This window comes from Flavobacterium aeripolare (assembly GCF_013294025.1).
Lineage (GTDB): Bacteria > Bacteroidota > Bacteroidia > Flavobacteriales > Flavobacteriaceae > Flavobacterium.
On sequence record NZ_JABSNL010000001.1, the window covers coordinates 74,152 to 93,240 of the forward strand.

Annotated in this window: 14 protein-coding genes; 10 read left to right on the top strand and 4 right to left on the bottom strand. The window is 33.1% G+C overall.

Translation table 11 applies throughout. From position 1 onward, the window contains the following. The first annotated feature begins 267 nt into the window (after positions 1-267). The 8 genes from HNQ00_RS00290 (at position 268) to HNQ00_RS00325 (ending at position 11,465) form a co-directional block, all read left to right on the top strand. On the top strand, positions 268-1,890 hold the full coding sequence (locus HNQ00_RS00290; RefSeq protein WP_173835949.1) for an HsdM family class I SAM-dependent methyltransferase: 1,623 nt from the start codon (positions 268-270) through the stop codon (positions 1,888-1,890). Next, on the top strand, positions 1,883-3,214 hold the full coding sequence (locus HNQ00_RS00295) for a restriction endonuclease subunit S (protein WP_173835952.1): 1,332 nt from the start codon (positions 1,883-1,885) through the stop codon (positions 3,212-3,214). Before HNQ00_RS00290 ends, HNQ00_RS00295 begins: the two co-directional genes overlap by 8 nt. A gap of 39 nt (positions 3,215-3,253) precedes the next feature. Further along, complete coding sequence (locus tag HNQ00_RS00300) at positions 3,254-4,117, top strand: phospholipase D-like domain-containing protein (RefSeq protein WP_173835953.1); 864 nt, start codon at positions 3,254-3,256, stop codon at positions 4,115-4,117. 21 nt (positions 4,118-4,138) lie between these two features. Beyond that, positions 4,139-4,435, top strand: a complete 297-nt coding sequence (locus HNQ00_RS00305; protein WP_173835955.1) for a hypothetical protein — start codon at positions 4,139-4,141, stop codon at positions 4,433-4,435. A gap of 108 nt (positions 4,436-4,543) precedes the next feature. Beyond that, a complete protein-coding gene (locus tag HNQ00_RS00310) occupies positions 4,544-6,865 on the top strand; it encodes a DEAD/DEAH box helicase (RefSeq protein WP_173835957.1) in 2,322 nt (773 codons plus the stop codon). Between the two features lie 122 nt (positions 6,866-6,987). Beyond that, on the top strand, positions 6,988-9,231 hold the full coding sequence (locus HNQ00_RS00315) for an McrB family protein (protein WP_173835959.1): 2,244 nt from the start codon (positions 6,988-6,990) through the stop codon (positions 9,229-9,231). Continuing rightward, entirely contained in the window at positions 9,224-10,468 is a 1,245-nt protein-coding gene (locus tag HNQ00_RS00320) for an McrC family protein (protein ID WP_217425230.1), read from the top strand. The genes HNQ00_RS00315 and HNQ00_RS00320 overlap by 8 nt, the downstream gene beginning before the upstream one ends. A gap of 103 nt (positions 10,469-10,571) precedes the next feature. Next, the gene (locus tag HNQ00_RS00325; protein ID WP_173835961.1) at positions 10,572-11,465 is read left to right on the top strand and encodes a hypothetical protein; all 894 of its coding nucleotides are present in this window, start codon (positions 10,572-10,574) and stop codon (positions 11,463-11,465) included. Positions 11,466-11,523: 58 nt separating this feature from the next. Here the strand turns inward: HNQ00_RS00325 and HNQ00_RS00330 are convergent, their stop codons facing one another. From HNQ00_RS00330 to HNQ00_RS00345, 4 genes are all read right to left on the bottom strand, one after another. Continuing rightward, positions 11,524-12,519, bottom strand: a complete 996-nt coding sequence (locus tag HNQ00_RS00330) for a metal-dependent hydrolase (RefSeq protein WP_173835963.1) — start codon at positions 12,517-12,519, stop codon at positions 11,524-11,526. A gap of 216 nt (positions 12,520-12,735) precedes the next feature. Further along, positions 12,736-13,092 carry a hypothetical protein gene (locus HNQ00_RS00335; RefSeq protein WP_173835965.1) on the bottom strand — a complete coding sequence of 119 codons (357 nt, stop codon included), beginning with the start codon at positions 13,090-13,092 and terminating at the stop codon, positions 12,736-12,738. Positions 13,093-13,399: 307 nt separating this feature from the next. Beyond that, a complete protein-coding gene (locus tag HNQ00_RS00340; RefSeq protein WP_173835967.1) occupies positions 13,400-13,723 on the bottom strand; it encodes a helix-turn-helix domain-containing protein in 324 nt (107 codons plus the stop codon). A gap of 1,067 nt (positions 13,724-14,790) precedes the next feature. Beyond that, entirely contained in the window at positions 14,791-15,813 is a 1,023-nt protein-coding gene (locus HNQ00_RS00345; RefSeq protein WP_173835969.1) for a LacI family DNA-binding transcriptional regulator, read from the bottom strand. Positions 15,814-16,155: 342 nt separating this feature from the next. On the opposite strand from HNQ00_RS00345, the gene HNQ00_RS00350 reads away from it, so the two are divergent. After that, complete coding sequence (locus HNQ00_RS00350) at positions 16,156-17,637, top strand: xylulokinase (RefSeq protein WP_173835971.1); 1,482 nt, start codon at positions 16,156-16,158, stop codon at positions 17,635-17,637. A gap of 9 nt (positions 17,638-17,646) precedes the next feature. Next, positions 17,647-18,972 (top strand): xylose isomerase, encoded by a 1,326-nt coding sequence (gene xylA, locus HNQ00_RS00355; protein ID WP_173835973.1) that lies wholly within the window; start codon positions 17,647-17,649, stop codon positions 18,970-18,972. Positions 18,973-19,089: the final 117 nt, after the last annotated feature.

Here is a 19,089-nt window from a genome sequence, read left to right on the forward strand (position 1 = left end):
CAATAGCACTAACGCTTCGACTACGCTCAGCGAGACACTGTATTCTATTAACGTCTTTGTCAGCCTGAGCGATAGCCGAAGGGGTCAGCGAGACAGGAAATCATATGTAGATTTGTCTGCCTGAGCGGAGTCGAAGGCCTCGTCAAGTGATGAACAAAATTTGTCAATAGCACATACGCTTCGACTTAAGCCTGTACTGAGCGATAGCCGAATGGCTGAGCGAGGCAGTAAAATAGAAATAAAAAAATAAAGAACTAACAAATTATAATGAATACAACATCACAGTTTGAAACACAAACCAAAAGCCTCATTGACGATTTAAAAAGCGTTTGTGCCAATTATGGTTTGGGAAATGACGGAAACGAATTTAAGATTATCACCCAAGTATTTTTATATAAATTCCTAAACGATAAGTTTGTCCACGAGGTAAAACAAATTGACGCTTCTATTGCAGCGGCAGACGATTGGGAAAAAGCTTTTAGAGCCTTGAGTACCGATGACCGCGAAATGCTAAGCATGCAAATGAGCGAAAGCACTGCAACCATTCATCCTGATCAATTGATTTCGTCATTGTTTGATAGACAAAACGAACCTAAATTTGCCGATATTCTTGACAATACCTTAATCGATATTGCTAAAAACAACAGCGATATCTTCTCTGTAATTACCGAAGGTGGCGAAAAAATAGTCTTGTTCGAAAACATTAGTAAATATGTGACCGACAAGCGAGACGATTTTTGTAAAGCGATTATCAACAAGCTAGTCAACTTTAGTTTCGAAAATATCTTTCACGAAAAGTTTGATTTTTACGCTACTATTTTCGAATATTTAATCTCTGATTACAACAGCAATAGCGGTGGTAAGTACGCCGAATATTTTACCCCGCATGCCGTAGCCAAAATCATGGCTCGTTGCCTCGTACAAGGCGAAGTGAGCAATGCGACCATCTATGACCCAAGTGCGGGCTCAGGAACCTTATTAATGAATCTAGCTCACGAGATAGGCGAGGACAAGTGCACAGTTTATTCTCAGGATATTTCTCAAAAGTCGTCTAACTTATTGCGACTGAATTTAATCTTGAACGATTTGGTGCATTCGATACCCAATATTGTAAAGGGAAACACCATTCTGGACCCATATCATAAAGACAAAAACGGACGCTTACAAGAGTTTGATTACATTGTGAGCAATCCGCCTTTCAAATTGGATTTCTCTGATTATGTAGCCGATTTGGACAGCAAAGAAAACCACGAACGTTTTTTTGCAGGAATGCCCAACGTACCCAAAGCCAAAAAAGAAGGAATGGCCATTTATCCTTTGTTTGTACAACATATTATGTATTCGTTATCGACCAAAGGGAAAGCGGCTATTGTTGTTCCTACGGGTTTTATAACAGCACAGAGTGGTATTGAGCGCAAAATACGAGAGCAAATGGTAGAGCGCAAAATGCTTGCGGGAGTGGTGAGCATGCCCTCTAATATTTTTGCAACCACAGGAACCAATGTTTCGATCTTGTTTCTAGACAAACTAAATCAAGGCGATGTTATTTTGATTGATGCTTCTAACTTAGGAACAACGGTCAAAGAAGGTAAGAACCAAAAGACTATTTTGAGCGCTACTGAAGAAGACAAAATCATTAACACCTTTAATAGTAAAACTGCTGTTGACGATTTCTCTGTGGTGGTTTCCTATGACGAAATCAAAGCCAAAAACTACTCTTTGAGTGCAGGACAATATTTTGAAGTAAAAATTGAATATACCGATATCACAGCAGCCGAATTTGAATCGAAAATGCAAAGCTTCACTACCAATTTAGAGGCGCTTTTCAGCGAAAGTAAAACGTTAGAAAATGAAATTCAGTCTAATTTGAAAGGGTTGAAATATGTATAAAAGTTTAAAGCTTAAAGATATTTCAAAAAATATTGGTAGTGGTATAACTCCTTTGAGAAGCAATCCTAATTTTTGGACAAATGGAACAATCTCATGGCTTAAAACTGAGCAATTAGGAGAGCATGAAATCTATGCAACATCAGAAAAAATAACACAATATGCACTAGAAAGCACATCGATTAAAATTTTCCCAAAGAATACGCTATCAATAGCAATGTATGGTGAAGGAAGAACAAGGGGTAATGTTTCTATTTTAAAAAATGAAATGACAACTAATCAAGCTTGTTGTAATGTGGTTATTGATGAAAGCAAAGCTGATTATAATTTTGTTTATTACTTTTTAAAGACTCAGTATTTGAACTTAAGAAGCTTATCCTCTGGAGTTAGGAAAAACTTAAATTCAAATGATATTAAAGAGTTTGAAATTAGAATTCCTACTAATATTTTAACCCAACAAAAAATAGCTAAAGTTCTTTCCGATTTAGACGCAAAAATCGAACTCAACAATAAAATCAATGTGGAGTTGGAAGCGATGGCAAAAACGCTTTATGATTATTGGTTTGTACAGTTTGATTTTCCAAGCCTCCTAACCCCCAAAGAGGGAACACAACCTTATAAAACCAGTGGTGGTAAAATGGTTTGGAATGAAGAGTTGAAGAGAGAGATTCCTGAGGGGTGGGAGGTTAAAAGTTTATTAGATGTAGCCACTTTTACAAATGGTTTAGCTTGTCAAAAATTTAGACCGAAAGAAAATGATGATTTTTATCGAGTAATTAAAATTCGTGAGATGGGTTCTGGTTTTACTGATAATTCTGAATTTGTTAGTGCTACTATTCCTGAAAGAGTTGTTATAAATAATGGAGATATTTTGTTTTCTTGGTCGGCAACTTTAGATGTGAAAATTTGGAGTGGAGGAAAAGGAGCTCTAAATCAGCATATTTTTAAAGTAACTTCTAATAAATATCCTAACAGTTATTACTATTACGAGCTACTTAATTATTTGCAACATTTTAAAATGCAAGCAGAATTAAGGAAAACTACAATGGGACATATTACGCAAGACCATTTGAAGCAAAGTAGAATAACAATTCCACCAATTGACTTAATTGAAAAATTAGATAGTATAATACATCCAATTTTAGAAAAGAAAGTGAAATTAGAAGAAGAAAACCAACAACTCGCCTCACTACGTGATTGGTTGTTGCCTATGTTGATGAATGGTCAGGTTAGGGTTGGAGAGGTAGAAGATGCAGTTGGTCCCGATAGCTATCGGGAGGTAGCTGAGGGGAGAGCCGAGTATGCTAAAAATGAAATGCAGAAATAGTTAATTTACCTTTTATTTTACATTAAAATTTAAAGAATTATGATTTTTATACCTCCTATGGAGATTGCTACTAGGATAATGACTTTAATTGATAACGCACAAAAGGAGTTAATTATAGTCTCACCTTATATTAGTATTGATAACTGGCAAAAACTTAAAAAATGTTTACAAAGAGCGGTAGATAGAAGCGTTACAATTACTATTTACGCTAGAGAGAACGCACAACAAAACTTAGATGTACTAAGGGCTTTTAAAGTTAATTTAATTTTGGTTAAAGACCTACATGCAAAAATATATATTAATGAGAGTTATGCAATTGCATCATCTCAAAACCTGATTCAGTATTCAGATGATAACTCCATAGACTTTGGATACAGCACTGAAACAGAAGAAGAAAGACAGCAATTATTGGGGTTGATTAACCAGTATTTAGTGGTTTCAATACCAACAAGACTAAGAAAACGTGACCTTAGTACTGATAGTAAAATAGCTAACAACATTGAAATAAAGACCGTTTTCTTTAAAAGTGCCGATATTATAAAAATTTATGATGCTTTTAGTGAAAGGTATAATCAAGGAAGAACTAACGGCGCCGACACTTATGTGTATTGCTCTAAATTTTTTGCCTTTGCAGATCTGATGTTAAGAGAAGGCCTTCAAATCCGCTTTAATCATCTTGTGAAAGATCGTGATTCGATAGTTACGTTTTTAGAAAATTTAGATATTAAGACTAGGCATTATCAGTTTAAAAAAACATTTCGTGGTTCAGCTGGTAGGTATGGGGAATTCATGTTTCTACCTGAAAAAGTATATGACATTAAATTATTGATTGAAGACTATATGTTTATTTGTGATAAGATAAAAGATATAACTGCACATTTAGATAACTCACATGCGAACTAAACTATTTACTTAATTGTATTTATGAACTCTGACAATAATTTAAGCGACTTTACTTTAACCTATCAAATTGGCAACACGCCTGTCTTTGAAAAAATGGGAGTAATTCCGCAGTATTTACGTTTTTATTCTAAAAATTTAAAAAGAACTTGGCGAGTCAATTTGAAAGAAGACAAGCAACAAGGCATTTTGAAAATGAACGGGCTTGTTGCTTTTAATTATTTTTATAATGATTTAGGATGCAGGATGCAAAGAGTTGTTGAAGGTGTTGTTGTAGAAGAATGGATGATTGAGGAATTTGTGATGGAGATAAGGGATTGATACTGTGAATAGATTATTCATAAGAAAAGGAATAGAAGATTGGAAATTATAGGATGTTCCTAGGAGATTACTAAAATAGAATTAAAAAAAAATATACAGCAGCTTCTTATGATCGTAGACGACAATCCAATTATATTCGATTCATCAAAAAGCAAATCGGATAAACAGCCTTATGATTACCAAGAAGAGGCTATAGAAGAACTGGAGCGCTATTTTGTTTTAAAAAACAAGAAAAAAAGTTTGCTGCAAATTCCAACAGGTGGTGGTAAAACCTACACGGCCGTGCGATGGTTGTTTAATAGTTTACTACATCAAGACTACAAAATTGTATGGATATCGCACCGAATCGATCTCTTAGAACAAGCTAGAAACACGATGATAGAAGAAAGTGGACTACTTAAAGGTCTTTCTCCAAAAACCGACTGCTATATAATTGGTGGTGGATATGCTGTGGGATCAACCTTGGCGACAGCGAAGGAGTCTGTTATTTTTATTACTTCACAAACCTTAGCAAGTGCCAATGGGCATAAGGCAATGAAAGCGTTTTGTAAAAAGAACAAGGATAACAAAATCATGTTTGTTATTGATGAAGCGCACCACAGCGTTGCAAGCACGATTAAAATATTCATAAATGGCACCATTAACAAATTTGACAATTTTAAGCTCTTAGGGTTAACAGCAACGCCAACTAGAACAGTTGAAAAGGAGAAAGCCATATTATCTAATTTATATGATAACCACCTAATTTCTGGTATTGGTATAAATGAACTAATTAAAGCAGGGCATTTGGCTTGGCCAAAACCAGAAAAAATAATCACAGCAATAAATCTAGAAGCGACCTACACCATCACCGAAGAAACAAAAGCTTATTTTGCAACTCGACGTGAATTAGATCCAGCTTTTTTAAATGCAATTAGTAAAAATAGTACTCGTAACAAACTAATCGTAGACACTTACTTAAAAAACAGAGAACGCTACGGTAAAACTTTGATTTTTGCTATTGACATACTACACGCTAGGATGTTGAAAATAGAATTTGAGAAACATGAAAGTGTCAAAGTAGACGTCACTTATTCAGGAATCGAGGGACATGCTGAAATTATTGAAAACTTCAAAGTTGGAGCATTAGATGCACTAATCAATGTTTCAAAATTAACGGAGGGATTTGATGATCCAAAGATTCAGACCGTGTTTTTAACCAGACCGACACAGAGTGAAATATTATTTTCTCAAATGATTGGTCGTGGATTAAGAGGTGGAATTAAAGGAACAAAAGAAGCTTATTTAGTGAGTTTTGAAGACCATTGGGAACAATTTACAGGTTGGCTTGATACAGAGAAAATCAGCTCACTATTTGCACTTGAAGAAGAGGCTGAAGAAACAGAGGAAATAGGGTTAAAGGAAAAAGTAATTTTTCAGACAGTTTCCTATGAGGTGATAGATGAATTGTACAAGCAGATAAGTAGTTTAAATAATCCTGAATTGTCTATTCCCACCTTTGAATGTTGGCCAATAGGGTGGTATACGCTTCAATTTGAAAGTGATATTGAGAATGCAGAAGTTGCAGTACCAATATCTAGAACAGTCATTGTTTTTAGTCACCAAAAACAGTCTTGGGATGAATTGTGTATCAGTATCGCTAACCGCTCACCAAATGATCAGGAACGAGATACACTGTACAATAACTATTTCTACGACCTACCTAATCCTGCTGTAAGTCGAAATATAATGGATTTGTTTATCGATTCCTGCTACAGCACAGGTGAGTTTATATTACCTGAGTTTTACACCTTAGAAAATCGTGAGGAAGCCTCGGTAGATAAGTTGGCAAACCTTTTATATGAAGAATCACTAGGAGGAAAGGCTAGGCAAGAATACATTGAAAAATGGTATTTAGATTTCCCGTTATTATCTGATATTTATAATTCAATCGAAAATTTTACTGAGGCGGTGGATTATGCTACACGCAGAATTACGTTTCCTGATCAATACAGAAAGACTATTGCTACAGGAGACCAATATCTTAAAGTAGAAAAACTTAAGCTGAATATTCCCGCAACTGACACACAGAAACTTGTAACTGTTTTTGAGGAATTAAAAGCGAACAAAGACCTATTTCCAAAAAGATTTGATTATGAGCCTGTCCTAGAATGGACACATCGAGTCATGAAGTCCTATTTTGGTATTGCTTACTTGAACACTGGTAAATTTAGAATTAAAATAAACCGTATCCTGAATTCTAGCGAAATAGAGCAAAATGAAGATTTGATTAAATTTATAATGTACCATGAAATGTTGCATTTTTCGGTATCAAAAAATTACGGTAAGGAATTCAGACATCACGAAAATAAGTATCCAGATGTTGTTAATTTAAACTCCATATTAGATAGACTCGGGTTAAAATATGATATTGATAGTAAGTTTATTTAATTGCGAGTTGAATTTGGTGAACTGCAAAAATCTGTGCACTTAATATTCTAACGATTTCATACCAATATTAGATCTAAAATTCTCTTATAAAGACCCTAATAGGGAATAAATAAATAAATAAAATGACTGAAAACGAAAAAGCTATATTACAAGAATGCGTATTGAAAGCCATTCAATTTCTAGATAAAAACCCTTGGGAATCTAGATATAATATTAGAAAAGGAGGTTTGTTATACAAAGGAAAATTATACCCTACTAAGCTTATATTAGGAAACATTATAGATCAAATAAACAATGATAAGCTTGATGTTCCTACACCGAGATTATCAGGAGGAGAACCTATCTTTAAATATTTAGAAAAATTAGACTTTATCATAGAAAGGAAAAATGATTTTTCATCAATTATTGCAGCTTACAAAAAACACATTCAAGAAACGCATTTAGAACATGAAATTTATAAGTGGAAGCTGATAAGTGAATTTTCTGGTAGACCTAATACTGATGCACTTGACTTTTACGAGGAGATTAAGATCGTCAAATATAAAAATTTGGTTTATCAAATGGCTATTCCAGTTTTGCATCACTTAGCAAAAGTGAAGCCAGACGAAATGCGCGCGCTTTTCAAAATGCTTTTTGATGAAAAAATAGACCTTTCTAGCCGTTTAAATACTTTCAATACAAAGTCTTTAGAAATTTATAGAGGTATTGGTGAAACATTAGGTCACCATCAAGATGAAAGAACTATATCTTCGTACTTAACTCTACATAATCCTAAAAAATATACATTTTATAAATCTTCTTTTTATAAAAAGCTATGCAATTTTCTTGATGTAAAAGCAGCCAAAAAGAATGAGAAATACGCCCATTATTTAGAGTTACTGAATAAAATAGTTCAGGATTATATTCAAGATGATGAAGAGCTGAAATCATTAGTTAAAAGCTTTGTTCCTGAGCAATACGATGGGGACAATCTTTTATTATTGGCTCAAGATATATTGTATCAAATGTTCGATCTAAGTAGCGATGATACACTATCTGATAACGAAGAAGTCGAGGTAGGAGATGAAATTATTAAAGAAATAAAAAGCATGGATTTAAATCAAATACTTTACGGTCCTCCTGGAACAGGGAAAACGTTTAAACTTCAAGATGAGTTTTTCGACAAGTTTACAGTAAAGGAAACTTCATTAACACGAGAGCAATTTTTAGAAACTAAAGTTGCTGATTTAACGTGGTGGCAAGTTATATCTATTGCTGTTTTAGATATTGGCAAGGCGAAAGTAAATGACATATTTAACCATGAGTTTATTCGTTTAAAGGAAAAACTATCATCCTCTAAAACAGTTCGACCTACTATTTGGGGACAATTGCAAAGTCACACTATTATGGATTGTAAATATGTCAATGTCAGCAACCGCTCAGAACCTTTATTTTTTAATAAAAATGAAAATTCAGAATGGACAATTGATAAAGAATTGATAATTCAATATTATCCAGAAGCAATTGAATTGCTAGAGATAAGCAAAAATTATAATCCTAAAAATGACTCGGAGATAAAGAACTTTGAATTTGTGACTTTTCATCAATCTTTCTCTTATGAAGATTTTATCGAGGGAATTAAACCTAAACTAGAAGATGGAGAGAGCGATTTGAGTTATGAAATTAAAGATGGTGTATTTAAGAAACTATGCTTGAGAGCGGAAGCTGACCCAAATAGTAATTTTGCCATTTTTATTGACGAGATAAATAGGGGTAATGTTTCAGCTATTTTTGGGGAATTAATAACTCTAATCGAAAGTGATAAGCGACTTGGAGCAGAGAATGAATTGAGAATAAAATTGCCGTATTCTAAAACAGATTTTGGTGTTCCGTCTAATCTATACATTATTGGAACAATGAATACAGCCGATAGAAGTGTGGAAGCTTTAGACACGGCACTGAGGCGTCGCTTTTCATTTACTGAAATTATGCCTGAGCCTGAATTACTAAATAAAATTTTATTCAGTGGTTTCAATTTACAAGAAGTTTTGGAAGCCATTAATGATAGAATTGAAGTCTTATTAGATCGCGATCACACTATTGGTCATTCTTATTTTTTGAAATTGAACAGTAATGATACGGGTGAATTACGAGCGGCTTTTCAAAATGCTATTATTCCCTTATTACAAGAATATTTTTATCACGATTACGAAAAAATAGCATTGATTTTGGGATCAGGATTTGTAGAAATAAAAGATAACAAGTCAATCAAATTTGCTTCTTTCAATGGGTTAGGAAAACCAGAAATTGGTAACCAATTTGAATTGTTAAAAGAGATTGGAGACATAGAACAAGCTGTAAAATTACTCTTGAATAAAAATGATTAAAAGCAATAGTACAATCCAAGTATTCGAACATGATTCGCTGCATTATGGCAGAGATGGTGAAAACGTGTCTTTTAAGGAAAATCATTTTAACGCCTTAGTAAAACTTAACGAGTTACACGATAATAGATATTTTACTGTCATACATAAAGGTTTGAAATTCAAGCATTATGTAGGTGTAATTCAAGTAGATGGTTTAACTATTGAAATTCTACCTAAAATTGATAATAACAATGAAGATGTAAACGTTTGGCAAAGTGCGTTGATAGAAATGTTGCGTGTAACCAAGAAGCTTAAGGTACAAAAAGTTGGGGAAGCCAACATTCATAAACAAAATATTCATTTACTTGATATTTACTTTGAATGGTTTTTAAATGAGGTGCAGTCACTACTTCGTCAAGGATTAATTAAGCAATATTATAGGGAAACTAGTAACGTAAAAGCTTTAAAAGGCAAGTTAGAATTTGCAGGACATATCAGTAAAAATCTTGTTCACAAGGAGCGATTTTACACTACGCATCAAGTGTATGAAAAAGACCATTTAGTTCATCAAGTTTTGGCCCAAGCCTTACATATTATACAGCAATGTTCGAAAGGGAATTATTTATACAACAAATGCAAAAAAGTTCAGTTGGATTTTCCAGAAGTAAAAGTAATTAAAGCCAATGCGGCTACATTTACAAAAATACCTAAATCGAGGAAAACAGCTCCTTATGAAACCGCTTTGGCAATTGCAAGATTGATTATTTTGAATTACGCACCAAGTGTTTCAAGTGGTTCAGAGCGCATGTTAGCATTGTTATTTGACATGAACTCCCTATGGGAAGAATATGTGCTTGTACGTTTGCAAATGGCAGCAGAAAACGTAAATATTTACGGTCAGCAGTCAAAAGTACTTTGGAACGGAATAACAATTCGCCCCGATATAGTAATAGAGAATCGTTCAGGAATGTTTATTATTGATACCAAGTGGAAAAATATAGAGCATAGTAAACCATCGACCAATGATTTACGCCAAATGTATGTCTATAATGAATATTGGGGTGCTGATAAGGCGATGTTGTTGTATCCATCGAATACAACTTCATTTAGTGAGGAGGAATTTATTAGTTTTAATCCACTAAATGATGGACAAGAACATCATAAATGTGCTTTAGGGAAAATATCGATTTTTAAAAGTGAGGATGATCAGCTAATTCTAGATGACAAAATAGGAGAAAAGATATTGGACTGGTTTTAAGTATTCTTTGCAACAGTAATATCTTATAGAAATAATGATTACTTAGTTTATGAATAAATTAGATTATAATTAGCTAGTATAGTAACCAATAAAAATAAAAGAATTGAAGAAACTTTTAGAAAGTGACTTAGAGGAAAAGTACATCCAATATATTTTAGGGAATAATTTAATTAGTGAAGAGCTAAAAACTTATTTTATTAAATTATTGACTGTTCAAGATTTATCAATACGACTTCAGCTTTGGAATGACTTAAAAATAAAATTAGCTGATTTTAAACAGATAAAACAGTTAGCTAATCCCTATTACATAGGATTTGGTAATCCTGATTCGGATATTCTATTTATAGGGAAAGAAAAAGCATTTAACATCATGCAGAGCCCCGAGTTATTACTACATGAAAGTATTAACAATATACTTCAGTGGAAAGTAATAACCAAAAATGAAAGTAAATCAACGGAGAACTTACTGCATGTTGAAAAGAATAATAATGAATTAATTTTTAATCCAAAAGTACCACAGCTTTACCATAGTGGGAAGATTAAAGGAAGGACTACTTGGGGCATGTACAGAGAAATTGTTAGCCAAATTAAACTAGTACAAGAGGATATTGTCGGTAAGGATTCTGATCATAATTTCTTTAATGATTGCTTTATGACCGAATTGAATTTTAAACCATCAAATTATAGTGAAGGCCACGGGTTAAATAATAATAGAAGAGCGTTTTTAAAGAATCCCTTTTTTAAAAGTTTTAGATATGTAATTGTAGGTGCAAATGCGATCATTGGTGAAGAAGCACTTATTGAAATATTTGATTGTGATGCTACTTTTACTAAAATAAACCTTGAAGAAAATAGGATGGGTAAAAAAAGTAAGTCGATATCAATACTTACTTCAAATACTCAAAAAATTATCCTTTGTAATCAACTTAGTGGCGCTGCAGGATGGACAACCGAAGCAATCAAAGATTTAGTTAAAAACATAACTGAAGATAATTAGACACGTTAAGCAAAAATAATCTTCAAGAGAGGTATTTAAATCGCTCCAACTTCTAATCTTAATTGCCTTGTAATCGCTTGAAAATCTTCTTTAAAAGTCGTTTACCGTCTCTATTTTCTTTTGTTTCTTCAATTGCTCTAAGTCCTAAACTTGTATCAACAAATTTATAGCTAAATGCAAATTGAGGTTCCTTTATGCTATCATTTAAAAGTCCGAAACGTAAATCGTTGAAGTACAAAACATCATTTTTTTTGGTAATTAAATACCAACCTTCACTGATAGTTTTTAATTTTTCGAAGTCAGGATTGCCTTTTAAACGGTTTTCTAAATCGTTGTTTTTAGTATAACGAGTAAATGAAATAGGTTGGCTATCTAGAAGCGAGTAGTCACTCAATAAATATTGGCTATCAGTAGCTACATTTGCATTCCATAGTATAATATTGAAGGCCGTAGGTTTTACAATTATTTGTGAGTAAGTAATATCTTGTGATTGTAGTGCTTTTTCAAATTTATTTAGCGTGTAAAGTTTAACAGCAGCCGTCAACAGCAAATAACTGCTACTAATTACTAAGCCTCTTCGCACATACTTTCTGCGTAACAATACGTTCTTTGCCTTCCATATAAAAATTAAGGAAAGTAGTAAAGGAATAGTATATAATGGATCAATGACAAATATTGTTTTTAAGGCAAAACGATTTTCTAATGGCCATAATATTTGTGTTCCCCAAGAGGTAAACATGTCGAGTAAGACATGCGTGAATAAACACCAAAAAACCATTATTGTGGCCTTGATAACGGTGATTTTATAATGTTCATTTTTTGAAATTAGCCAACCTAAAAAAGGCGAAAGAAACAAGAATAAAAATAAGGAATGGCTTATTCCTCGATGTATCATTACACCATCAACTGGATTTAATAACATACCAATTATTACATCTAGATCTGGGATTGTACCTAATATAGCTCCGTATAAAAAAGTTCTGTTTTTAAGTTCTGTAGCAGCACATATTTCTGCAACAGCTATACCAAGAACGATTTGTGTTAAAGAATCCATTGATGTTATTAATTATTATATAAAATAAGAAATGAAAATTCTATTTTAAAAAGATGTGAATAGCATGTGGTCATGGTAAAAAACTACTTTAAGAATCTTAATACTTATCAAAAACATATTCATTAGGTCGTTCAATCCATTTTATAGAAGTATGAAATTGAGAATAGTTTACTTGAAACACTTATTATAAGAATTTCTCAACTTACCGATAAACAGCTAATTCAATACCTCAGATGATTTGATACGGAGCGCTTGTTCTGAACCTAAAAAAAGTGGATTTCCATGTTTCTCTGACCAAAAACCATTTAGTACATCCTTAGTCATACAGCGATAAACAGCAACACCTTTAAAAATTAAGTCATCAACCTCATAATAGAAATTGATAACCAAAATATTGTCTTTAAAAAATCCGGTTCCGTTTTGCTCTTGATTATCTCCAATATTCCAGTGGGCTATAATTCGGTTATTTTCATCAAGAGATAGCGCCAGTTTTCCTTTGTACGTAGGCTCGTCACTGCGTTCTTGATTGCTTCCTGTGATAAGATATTCGCCTACTAAATCTTGTATTATCATAATGGTATTGCTTTGTTACTTTTACTTCCCAATACAGAAAATAACTTTACTTACTTTAATGGCATTTCAAACCTCTGTGGTACAATTATGGTACAATTTAAAGCAAACTATCACAAAACTAAACAAAGTATCCTTATTAAGACAACATATCTCATGGGAGTTGTTTGCACAAAAATAGTTAATTATTTTGAATGTTTGTTACATCGCTATTATCAAAAAGCTAACTGTTGCATGTTGATAATGTTTAGAAATTAGGATTTTAAAAATAAGAGAACAAAAGAAAAGAGGCTGAAAATCTAGATTTACCTTAGATTTTTGACCTCTTTACAATATCATTTTCAATCTCTAAATAAGTTTTTACTCGACCAGACTTAATCCATTTCATTAACTCATGCCTGTAAAAATAAATGCGTTTACCTTGCTTATTGAATGGGATTTCTCTTTTGCACACTTTACTATAGATTGTTGATACCGATAGATTTAAAAGTTTTGATGCTTCTTTAATGTTTAGAAGTTCCTCCTTATTTTCTTCTACAGTAGAAATTGTTGCAATTAGTTTTTCTAAATAATCTAATTTATCATGAATCTTGTTCATCATTATAGGTATTTGGTCAAAAGTGAATGGCTTCATGGCGATCTATAGTTTAAAATTTCTAGTAAAATTATTCAGTTCGACCATTAGAAATAAAAGATGTCCTCTAAAGCGAGAATTTGGCGTTTGATTTCTAACTTTTACTAATTATAAGGCAACAGAGAGTAATTATTCATTTCGAATAATGTGAATTTGCCCCTTTCAGTTTAATAATGCAGTCCGAACAAATTTTGATTTTTTAGTAGAGGATTTGGAGCACTTACGGTATAAATATTTAGGATTAAATATCTTTATTATTTATGCTGGAAACTCCAGGGCTATTGATCACCAAGTTCCAAATAAAAAAGATGATTTAATCTTATTTAGCATTGTATTTTATATGTCTACAAAACTTTATCAATTACATTCCTAATTTTAGCATAGCTGTTTTTTATAAATATAGCTAACTTTTTTTACGGAAATAGCATCTACATCAATATATTTCTTGCTCTTATATTGCAGGTTTAAAATAGATTGCTAATTGTAGTGTGAATAATAATGTTACGCTGAAAAAAAGGATTATAGACTTATATATTTTATATATAAAGAAAAACTATCTTTTGTGATTTTACCGAGGATATGGGAATCGTTATAGGATGTTGAAGCAAGTAGATGAGGTTACACGAGAAGCCTATACGACTATTGATTTTTCAATATATGATAGATTTCAAGCATGTTTTGGAAAATATGTATTTATAATACGTAGAATTTTTGAAAAAGAATTTAAGGAATTGTCAAAAAAACTGAAAAAAGGGTAGGACTCGAATCTAATCGGATGCATACTTATCGGTGCTGCCTGTATCAAAATTTATAACTATATTTGCCACGATTGTGCCACAAAACTTGATGAATAAATTACCCTTTAATCAACTGACTTATTTTGTTTTAATGAACGTAATAATTCTTTTTAATTAATTGCAATTATAGTTAATAAGTAAAATGTAGAATTAACATCATTTTAAATCATAACGTTGATCTCAAAGTACAATCATAATCCCAATCTCAATTTAAAATTAGTCATTGTTTTAGCTTCACTTTGTCAATATAATAGGTTTAATTAATAGTGACTATTTTACCTGAGTGGTAGACTGCCTTTGAATTAAACTCGTTTTTATAATTTTAGTCGAAAATTCCAATTCTGTTTTGCTTTCGAGTCTGTCCACAAGCATTTTGGTAGCCGTTTCTCCAATGAATTTTCCATGCTGACTGATAGTGGTTATAGTAGGAGTAACATGCTGAGGTAGTTTTCCATTAGTAAAGCAAATCATTGCCATTTCTTCTGGTATTTTATATTGCATCTTCTTTATTAGGTCTAAGGATAGCATGGCAGAACTTTCCTCAAGACAAAGCAAACCATCGATTGTTTTATCAGCAAGGACAATTTTCATGGCTGTTTCTAAGTCTTCGTTTCTCGCCAGACGAACAATTATTTTTTCGTTTACCACGATATTGTGATCTTTTAAAGCTTGCTTATAGCCTTCAACTCGCAGTTTCCCCACACTCAAATTATCAATTACCGAAACTACTGCAATTTTTTTACAGCCCGTTTCGATTAAATGATTAGTAGCATGACGCGCGCCTTCAAAATCATTTACTATTACTTTATCACAAATAATCTCATCGGCCACACGGTCAAAAAGTACAATGGGAACTCCTTGATTTATAGCGTCTATTAAATGGGTGAAATCCTGATTGATTTGTGTTTCTTCTGCAATCGAAATGATGAAACCATCTATAGTTCCGCTTTTTAATAATTCCACGGTATTAACCTCCTTTTCGTAAGATTCATTTGAAATACACGAAATCAGGCTGTAACCAAGTGCAGATGCTTTTTCTTCGATACCTACAAATACTTCGGTAAAAAAGCTATTCATAATATTAGGAATAATGACGCCTAATGTTTTTGTTTTTTTATTTAAAAGGCTCAACGCTACTTTATTGGGTTTGTAGTGATGTGCTTTTGCAAATTCTTGTATTTTTTCCTTCGTTTTTAAACTGATATCATGACTATCATTTAAAGCTTTAGAAACTGTTGCAATGGATACTTTAAATTCAGCTGCGATTTGTTTTAATGTAATTTTTGGTATCATTTCGGTTGATTGTGGGTTTTAAAAGCTGTGCTAATTTAAGGTAAATAATACTCATTTTCAATTTTAATAAAATGTTTTTAATGCTAGTATTCTTGGTTTCTTTACTTAAAATAAAAAAGTTACTTAAACCTTTACGTAAGCTTTTTTAACGCATTTTTTCAGTGGTAAATAGCTTGTATTTGTAATGAAATCAACGGTTTACAGATTTATAGTTCGTAATTTGATTTTAGCATACAAAAAGCCTTTAAATTGATGATATACTATTTTTAAGCTTAAATAATAGTGAATAACATATTTTTGATAACCTAAAAGATCTAATTAAATAATCTAACAACAAATAATATGTATTACATAGGATTTGACATAGGAAGCTCGTCAGTAAAAGCAGCCATTGTAGAAATAGCCACCGGAAAAAGCATTGGCGTTGTCCAAGAACCAGAAACAGAAATGGAAATGCTTGCTTTAAAAAACGGTTGGGCAGAGCAGAAGCCAGAAGAATGGTGGATGCATTGTTGTAATGCTGTAGCCAAATTAAAAAAGAAATACGCTATTTCGAGAACGCAAATCAAAGGAATTGGGATTTCGTACCAAATGCACGGTTTGGTTTTGGTGGATAAAAATGGTGCGCCTTTGCGTAAATCGATTATTTGGTGCGACAGTAGAGCGGTTGAAATTGGAAATGAAGCTTTCAACACCATTGGTGAAGATAAATGTGTGTCACACTTACTAAATTCTCCAGCAAATTTTACTGCTTCAAAATTGAAATGGGTAAAAGAAAATGAGCCAGATATTTACAGTCAGGTTTATAAATTCATGCTTCCAGGAGATTATATAGCATACAAATTTTCGAATGTGATCAATACGACTATCTCAGGATTGTCTGAAGGGATTATGTGGGATTTTAAGAAGGATACTGTTGCTGATTTCTTATTAGAGTATTACGGTATTGATGCGTCATTGGTGCCAGATATTGTAGACACTTTTGGTTTGCAATCTACTGTGGATGATAAAGGAGAACTAGAAAGTGGTTTAGCTGCGGGAACACCTATTTTTTACAGAGCAGGTGACCAACCCAATAATGCATTAGCATTGAATGTTTTTAATCCAGGTGAAGTGGCGGCTACAGGAGGAACTTCGGGGGTTGTTTATGCTGTTACTGATAATTTATCTGGAAAAGAAAGCACTCGTGTTAATAATTTTGCACACGTAAATTATACCAAAAATAACCCTAGAATTGGGAAACTATTGAACATCAATGGTGCGGGGATACAATACCGCTGGTTGTTGAACAATTTGGCTGTTAGTTCTTATGAAGAGATGAATACGTTAGCTTCAGAAGTTGCAGTGGGGTCAGATGGGGTTTGTATGTTGCCTTTTGGGAATGGTGCCGAAAGAATGTTGAACAACAAAGACATAGGAACTAGATTAGTGAATATTAACTTGAATAATCACAACAAAGCACATGTATGCAGAGCAGCCCTAGAAGGAATTGCATTCTCATTTGTGTACGGAATGGATATTTTAAAAGCAGATGGTAGCGAAGTAAACGTAATGAGAGCAGGGAATGATAATTTATTCCGTTCTGAGATTTTCTCGAATACTGTAGCGACTTTAATCGGACACGAAATTGAAATATATAATACTACCGGAGCGATTGGAGCAGCAAGAGCTTCAGGACTTCACGAAGGTAATTTTGAGAAATATGGTAAGTTGATCATGGAGAATGACCATGTAATGACTTACATGCCGTTTAAGGACAAAGCACCTTACTTAACTGCATACGAACTTTGGAAAAAAGAATTAGAATTAATAATCAATAAATAAAATATAAAAATGGCAACTTTAGGAAATAAAGAATACTTCAAAGGAATTGGAGATATTAAATTTGAAGGAAAAGAATCTGACAACCCGTTAGCATTCAAATACTACAACCCAGACCAAGTGGTAGCTGGAAAAACAATGCGTGATCACTTTAAGTTTTCTATCGCATACTGGCATACCTTCTGTGGGCAAGGTTCAGATCCTTTTGGACCTGGAACACAAAATTTCCCTTGGGACCAACCTACAGATGCGCTTACAGCTGCAAAAGAAAAAGCAGATGCTGCATTTGAATTTACTACAAAAATGGGATTTGGTTACTACTGTTTCCATGATTATGATTTGATTCAAGAGGGTGCTACTTTCAAAGAATCAGAAAGTAGATTGGCAGCAATCACAGAGTATTTGAAAGAGAAACAAGCAGCTTCAGGAGTAAAATTACTTTGGGGTACTGCAAATGCTTTTTCAAACCCACGTTACATGAATGGTGCAGCAACTAATCCTGACTTTAATGTATTGGCTAGAGCTGGTGGTCAAATTAAATTGGCTATGGATGCAACAATTGCTTTAGGCGGTGAGAACTACGTATTCTGGGGTGGACGTGAAGGTTATATGTCTTTACTAAATACAGATATGGGTAGAGAATTAGACCACATGGGACAATTCTTGAGAACGGCTCGTGATTATGGTCGTGCTCAAGGTTTCAAAGGGAATTTCTTGATTGAACCAAAACCTATGGAGCCAACAAAACATCAATATGATTTTGATACTGCAACTGCAATTGGGTTTTTACGCGCACAAGGTTTAGAGAAAGATTTCAAAATCAATATCGAAGTAAATCACGCCACATTAGCACAACATACTTTCCAACACGAAATTGATGTTGCTGCTCAAGCAGGAATGTTAGGAAGCTTAGATGCTAACCGTGGTGATTACCAAAACGGATGGGATACTGACCAGTTTCCAAATAACATTCAAGAAACTACCGAAGCTATGTTGGTTTTCTTAAAAGCAGGTGGTCTTCAAGGTGGTGGGGTTAATTTTGATGCAAAAATCAGAAGAAACTCAACTGATATGGATGATGCTTTCCATGCACACATTGGTGGAGCAGATACTTTTGCAAGAGCATTATTGACTGCTGATAAAATTATCACATCATCGGCTTATGATAAGTTAAGAGCAGACCGTTACAGTTCATTCGATACTGGAAACGGAAAAGCATTTGAAGATGGAAAATTATCAATGCAAGATTTATACAAAATTGCACATGAAAATGGCGAGCTTAACTTGCAAAGTGGTAAGCAAGAATTATTTGAAAATATAATTAACCAATATATTTAATCAACCATTTTATTTTTTTGATTTGTGTTTAGCAGTAGAGAGAAGTAGTTTGTTGACTACTTCTCGTTGCTGTTTTAATACTTTTCGAATATAAATTTTACTACTACTACTACTATT